Annotated in this window: 6 protein-coding genes; 2 read left to right on the forward strand and 4 right to left on the reverse strand. The window is 59.0% G+C overall.

Going from position 1 to position 6,737, the window contains the following annotated elements; all coding sequences use genetic code 11:
- Window positions 1-747, reverse strand: a complete 747-nt coding sequence (locus MBENS4_RS07330; RefSeq protein ID WP_039389742.1) for an electron transfer flavoprotein subunit beta/FixA family protein — start codon at window positions 745-747, stop codon at window positions 1-3.
- A gap of 29 nt (window positions 748-776) precedes the next feature.
- Window positions 777-1,913, reverse strand: a complete 1,137-nt coding sequence (locus MBENS4_RS07335) for an acyl-CoA dehydrogenase family protein (protein ID WP_039389743.1) — start codon at window positions 1,911-1,913, stop codon at window positions 777-779.
- A 410-nt stretch (window positions 1,914-2,323) separates the two neighbouring features.
- Here MBENS4_RS07335 and MBENS4_RS26535 point away from each other — a divergent pair, with 410 nt between their 5' ends.
- Entirely contained in the window at window positions 2,324-2,641 is a 318-nt protein-coding gene (locus MBENS4_RS26535) for a Rieske 2Fe-2S domain-containing protein (RefSeq protein ID WP_242404827.1), read from the forward strand.
- Window positions 2,620-3,366: an aromatic ring-hydroxylating dioxygenase subunit alpha gene (locus MBENS4_RS07340; protein ID WP_242404828.1), complete on the forward strand. Its 747-nt coding sequence runs from the start codon at window positions 2,620-2,622 to the stop codon at window positions 3,364-3,366. Before MBENS4_RS26535 ends, MBENS4_RS07340 begins: the two co-directional genes overlap by 22 nt.
- Window positions 3,367-3,467: 101 nt before the next feature.
- Here MBENS4_RS07340 and MBENS4_RS07345 read toward each other — a convergent pair whose 3' ends face one another.
- Together MBENS4_RS07345 and MBENS4_RS07350 are read right to left on the reverse strand one after the other, a co-directional pair.
- Window positions 3,468-4,562, reverse strand: a complete 1,095-nt coding sequence (locus MBENS4_RS07345; RefSeq protein WP_039389745.1) for a Zn-dependent alcohol dehydrogenase — start codon at window positions 4,560-4,562, stop codon at window positions 3,468-3,470.
- A gap of 188 nt (window positions 4,563-4,750) precedes the next feature.
- Window positions 4,751-6,256: an aldehyde dehydrogenase family protein gene (locus tag MBENS4_RS07350; RefSeq protein WP_304413560.1), complete on the reverse strand. Its 1,506-nt coding sequence runs from the start codon at window positions 6,254-6,256 to the stop codon at window positions 4,751-4,753.
- Window positions 6,257-6,737 lie beyond the last annotated feature (481 nt).

A 6,737-nucleotide genomic window follows, 5' to 3' on the forward strand; every position in this document is an offset into this window, starting at 1 on the left:
TCATGCGACTCCCATGGCTTTCAATTTAGCGACCAGTTCGTCGACGTCGGCCACCTTCACGCCCGCCTGCCGGACGGGTGGTTCGGCGACGGTCAGCGTCTTGAGGCGCGGCGCGATGTCCACGCCGTAATCGGCCGGGGCCTTGGTCTCGAGAGGCTTCTTCTTCGCCTTCATGATGTTGGGCAGCGAAGCGTAGCGCGGCTCGTTCAGGCGCAGATCGGTCGTCACGATCGCGGGGAGCGAGAGCTTCACCGTCTCCAGACCGCCATCGACTTCGCGAGTCACGCTGACGTGATCACCCTCGACCTCGACCTTGCTGGCGAACGTGCCCTGCGGCAGGTCCATCAGCGCGGCCAGCATCTGGCCGGTCTGGTTCGCATCGTCGTCGATCGCCTGCTTGCCAAGGATGATCAGGCCCGGTTCGACCTCTGCGGCCACGGCCTTCAGGATCTTCGCCACCGCGAGCGGCTCTACCGCCTCGTCCGTCTCGACCAGCACCGCGCTATCCGCGCCCATTGCCAGCGCCGTGCGCAGCGTCTCCTGCGCCTTTGCCGGGCCGATGGAGACGGCCACGATCTCGTCGATCTTGCCCGCTTCTTTCAGCCGGATCGCTTCTTCCACCGCGATCTCGTCGAACGGGTTCATGCTCATCTTCACGTTCGACAGGTCGACGCCCGACCCATCCGCCTTCACCCGAGGCTTTACGTTGTAGTCTATCACCCGCTTCACGGGCACCAGGGCCTTCATAAGCCTATCCTATTCAATGCAGAGGTGAATCAGCGCAGCAGTTCTTTTGCGATGGTGTTCTTCTGGATTTCCGAAGAACCCTCATAAATCCGCGTGATGCGGATATCGCGATAGAGCCGTTCGATCGCATAGCCCTTGCAATAGCCCGCGCCGCCATAAATCTGCAGCGCGGTATCGACCGTACGGCCGCCCGCCTCGGTCGCGAACAGCTTCGCCATCGAAGCCAGTTCGCGGCGCTTTTCGCCCTGATCATAGCGCCATGCGGCATCGAGCAGGATCAGGCGCGCGGCACGCATGTCGGTCGCCATACCGGCCAGATAATGGCGAATTGCCTGAAAATCGGCGATGACATTGCCGAACGCCGGGCGAACTTTCGCTTCTTCAGTCGCAAGTTCGAGCGCATATTCGCCCATTCCCACTGCCGTCGCGCCAACATTCATGCGGCCTTCGTTCAAACATTCAAGCGCATAGCTGAAGCCCTTGCCCTCTTCGCCGATCAGAGCGTCGGCAGGCACCTGACATTCATCGAATGTCAGTTCGTACACGGCCGGCGAAGTACCCATCAGCTCGATCACGCCCGACACCGAAAAGCCCGGCGTATCCGCCGGCATCAAGAAGGCCGAGATGCCGCCGCGAGCACCTGCGCTCTTGTCCGTGTAGGCATAGACCGTGACAAATTTCGCGTTCTTGCCGTTCGAGATATAGGTCTTCGATCCATTGATCACCCAGCCATCGGCATTGCGCGTCGCGGTGGTGCGCATTGAACCGGGATCAGACCCCGAACCCGGCTCCGTGAGAGCGAAGGCTACCGGAATTTCGCCAGTTGCCATTCCCGGGATCAGCATCTCCTTCTGCGCTTCAGTGCAGTGATAGGCGATGTTCTTCGCGCCCGGACCCATCAGTGGGCGAATTTCGGTCCAGAATTGGGGGGGAAGGCGCGCAAGCTCGATCTGCACCGCAGCCTGCGCCAGAGCGCCAAGCCCAAGGCCGCCATATTCCTCGGGCAAGGCCATGCCGAAGTATCCGTTATCGACTAGGGTCTGGCGAACGATCGGCGGGACCACGCCAGTCTCAACGAATTCGCGCTCCAGCGGCAGCAGGTCGTTGACGATGGCCTTTGTCGCCTTGCAAAAATCCTTGATCTCATCGGGAAGTTCGAAGTCCATGATGTGCCTTTCAGATGTTTCGATCACTCTCAACACTGAAAAAGCATAATGGTCCTACCATTGCAAGAGTGATGTCGGCCAATTCTGAGGCAGGCGACAAAGCGAGCGCCGTTCCAAACCGGCTGCTAGAGAAAAATTGCGTTGCCGGCGGCCAAGCAACGTATTGAAAATAGCAAATTTATTATCTAAGCAAATCGCAATTATTCAATTTCGCAAATACCATTCAGACCCGTGAAATTGCGCCTCGCCCGCCTACACACCACAACGGCGCTGAATTTCATACCCCCTCCATCCCGAAAATCTTATGGCATTATGCTATTGGAATTGGCTTGCGCGCAGCATGGCAGCATACTGAAAATACAGATCAGAACAGTGCCGCTCAGATCGGCAGGAATTATCTGGAGAGAGTCATGTTCATCAAGAACACATGGTATGTCGCCGCCTTTGCCGCCGAGATTGTGACTGGCAAGACACTTGCACGCAAGTTCCTGAATAAGGCGGTTGTCCTGTTCCGCACCGAGGACGGCAAGATCGCCGCACTGGAAGACCGGTGCAGCCACCGCGCAATGCCTCTCAGTTCCGGTCACGTAGACGGATGCCGCATCCGCTGCGCCTATCACGGCGTCGAATTCGAAGCGACGGCAAATGCGCGCGCATCCCCAACCAGGAACGTATTCCGCCTGCCGCCAATGTGCGCAGCTATCCGGTGGTCGAAAAGGATCATCTGATCTGGATCTGGATGGGCGATGCCGAACTGGCCGATCCTGCACAGATCATCGATAGCCCGGAACACAACGATCCGAAGTGGACTTGGCGGCCCTATAATTTCCCGGTGCAGGCCGACTGGCAGCTGATCGTCGACAATATCATGGACCTGACCCATGTGCCCTACATCCATGCGGGCACCATTGGCGGTAACCCGGAACAGCATTATGGCGCGGAAACTAAGGTAGAGTTTGACGGCAAGCGCGTGGAACTTCTGCGCAAGATGCCCAACTCGGTCCCGCCGCGTTCCTATATCGATGCCGGCGGCTTCAAGGGCCGGGTCGATCGCTGGCAGGAAGTGCGCTTCGAACCCGCCCGGGGCATGACCCTGCGCGTCAATGCGGGTGGCTGCGATGCGGGGACCGGCGCCTATGAAGGCCGGCGTGATAATGGCTTTGAACTGGCCAATAACCATTTCATCACGCCGGAAACGGAAACGACCAGCCATTATTTGTGGACGATCTGCACCACGGCCAATCCGGCGACCGGTGTGCCTGACAAGCTTTTCGATCAGTTCTTCGACACGATCACCGAAGACGAAGAGACGCTTGCTCTCCAACAGGCGCGGATCAACGACGATCCCGGCCGCCCCTTCGTCGGCATTGCCAGCGACGGCGCCGTGAACCAGGCTCGCCGCCTGCTCAGCGCCATGGCCGAGGCTGAAGAAGGTCAGGGTATAGCGGCCTGACGAACCGGTTTTGGCTTCCTGACGGAAAAGATTCTGCCCCACTAAAAAGGAGCGGCGCTTTGGCACCGCTCCTTTCCTTTTGCCCATGATGAACGCTTCGATTAGAACGAGGTAATCACGCTGCGGGCGATCGCGCCGCCCTTCAGCTCCGCATAGGCCTCATTAATCTCCTCGATCCCGATCTCACGCGAAATCAGATCATCGAGGTTGAGCTTACCCTGAAGATACAACTCGGCATACATCGGGATGTCGTGCTTGATATTGGACGACCCCATATAGACACCGCGAAGATCGACCTGGTTGGTCAACAGATCGACCGTGACATTGACGTCGATGGTCGATGTTGGCGCATGTACGCCGATCAGATAGGCACCCCCGCCCTTGCGCGCCATTTGGATGGCCTGCTCCGACGTCGCCTTGATGCCGACCACTTCGAAAACGTGATCTACGCCGCCCGGTATAAGCGTGCGCAACGCTTCGACAGAATTGCCGAAAGACGCATCGATGAAATCGGTCGCACCGAACTTGCGGGCAAGCTCTTCCTTTTTCGGCTGCATGTCGATCGCCACAATGCGCCCTGCGCCCGCCAGCTTCGCACCCGAAATAACGTTAAGCCCGACGCCGCCGATGCCGATCACGGCAACCGTATCGCCCGGGCGGACAGAAGCGGTATTGATCGCCGCCCCTGCCCCGGTGATCGTGCCGCAGCCCAGCAGTGAGGCCTGCGCGAACGGCAATTCCTTCGGCACCTTGGCAAGCTGGTTTTCATGCACCAGCGCCTTTTCCGCAAAGGCGCCAGTACCGAAAACCTGCGTGACGGCCCCGCTTTCACCTTGCAGGCGCGGCTTCTCACCCTCATCGGCGCGCAGCGTCTCTTCTGGATGGGTGCATTGATAGGTCTTGCCAGAATTGCAGGCTCGGCAATGGCCACAGAACTGGATCAGCGAACCGACGACATGGTCCCCGATCGCGAATTCACGGACTTCGGATCCGACCGCAATCACCATGCCGGCCAGTTCGTGCCCCAACACGGCGGGGAGCGGCACGCCGAAATCGGTCTCGGCAAAGTGAAGATCGGAATGGCAAAGGCCCGATGCCTTCACCTCGACCAGCACCTCGTGGTCGCGGGGTTCGTCGATTTCGATTTCGCCGACCTGAAACGTTCCGTCCAGATTATTGAGTATGGCAGCCTTCATCTTCTTCTCCTTGATCCTTCTGCGTCAGGCGCAAATCGGCCCGACGATCATGGTCGCATTCTGGCCATCGTCGCATGGCGATGGCAGCGGTGAGCAGGCTGCCTACACGCCGCCAAACACGTCGAAAACCAACTCATTCACTCATGTCTCCCGTCTTTTTGCTGTTGTGAAGGCAGCCGTGTTCGCGCTCATTCGCCAAGCAAAGCTGTCACCGTCTTGGTCTCGGTGTAGTGCAGCAAGCCCTCTTCCCCGACCTCGCGGCCCCAGCCGGATTCCTTCACGCCGCCAAAAGGCGCGGAAGGATCGTTCATGCCGTGGGTGTTGATCCAGACCACGCCGGCCTGCAGTTGACGTGCGGTAAGATGCGCGCGCGAAAGATCGCGGGTCCAGATATTGGCCGCCAGTCCATAGCGCGTGTCATTGGCAGCCTTCACCACCTCCTCGACATCGTCGAACGGCGTTGCGACAAGGACCGGGCCGAAGATCTCTTCGCGCACGATGCTTGCATCGCGGTCCGGATTGGCGAAGATCGTCGGCTCTACGAAATAGCCGTCCTTGCCGCCGGTCCCGCCGCCGGTGACGACTTCGGCGCCGCACTGCCGGCCCTGTTCGATATAGTCGAGCACGCGGATCTGCTGCGCACGCGACACCAGCGGCCCCAGCATCGTTTCCGGATCACGGCCATGACCCAGCTTGAAGCCTTGCGCCACCTTTGCGAGGCTCTCGACCACCTGATCATAGACCGATCGTTCGACGAAGAGGCGCGAAGCGGCGAGGCACACCTGACCCGAGTTGAAAAAGATGGCGAGCGCAGCCCCGAGCGTAGCCTTTTCGAGGTCCGCATCGGCAAAAATCAGCGAAGGCGATTTACCGCCGAGCTCCAAAGTCACGCGTTTCAGATCATCGGCCGCCGTGCGCACGATCTGCTTGCCGACCCTTGTTGAACCGGTGAAGGCGATCTTGTCTACGCCGGGATGTTCGACCAATGCCTGCCCGGCATCCTGCCCATAGCCCGTGACCACGTTGAGCACGCCTTCTGGCAACCCGGCTTGGAGCGCGAGTTCAGCCAGTCGAAGCGCGGTCAGCGGCGTCAGTTCCGATGGCTTCAGGACGATCGTACAGCCTGCCGCCAGCGCCGGGGCGATTTTCCACGCGGCCATCGCCAGCGGATAGTTCCATGGCACGATCTGGCCGACCACGCCCACTGGCTCGCGCACGGAATAGCTGTGGTATTGCTGCCCGTCGCCGGAAATTGGATTGACCTGCCCGCCGATCTTGGACGTCCAGCCCGCCATATAGCGAAAAATGTCGACCGCCGCCGGCACATCGACAGCGAGCGCGTGATGCACCGCCTTGCCGTTGTCGTAGCTTTCCAGAAGCGCCAGTTCCCCGGCGTGCTCCTCGATCTTGCGGGCGATATTTTCGATGATCTTACCGCGATCGAGCGGACGCATGCGAGCCCAGCTTGCGGACTCAAATGCCTTTCGCGCGGCGCTTACAGCACGGTCAATATCCTCGGCAGAACCTGCCGGGACGCGGGTGAAGATTTCGGCGGTGGCCGGATCTTCCACATCGATGCATTGCCCATCGGCGCTTTCAGTCCATTCGCCACCGATCAGCATGCGATTGCGTGGTAAGTGGACTTCGTGCCCTTTTTGACCATGCAGCGTCTGCGCAAAAGCCGTTTCGTTCATAGCTCTCTCCATCTCGCAGGCACTATTCGCCAGCTCGTTAGTCTTTTTTCGTTGCAACCGTCTGACCGGCGCGCCTCATTAAACACCATCGGTCAACAGTGCTTAGCAAGCGAGCCTCGTCACGAAAGTCGACGGTGTGCGCTCATCTCGAATGCGGGGAATGGGTGATGCCAAACCTCTCATCGATTACGCATCTTCGAGTGTGCGTATAGCTAATACGTAATGATCAATTTTCGGATCGGCAATATGTTTGAAAGGTCGGACCAATATTGGTTTTTTAAGGCAAAAATCACCGCTATAGGCCGTTTTCTTAAGGCAAATGTCGAGGCGCGCTTCACTTTTTGAATAGTCAGCAGTGATTCGAATATCGTCGGCCACCTAGGCTTAGCCCACGTTATTCATGAGGTTGCGGGCCCCGGTTGGATCGGCTGCGATTTGATGCAGGCAGCGTAGCTTGGGCGAGCGGCATCGGCGGCGTTTT

This window comes from Novosphingobium sp. MBES04 (genome assembly GCF_000813185.1).
GTDB lineage: Bacteria > Pseudomonadota > Alphaproteobacteria > Sphingomonadales > Sphingomonadaceae > Novosphingobium > Novosphingobium decolorationis.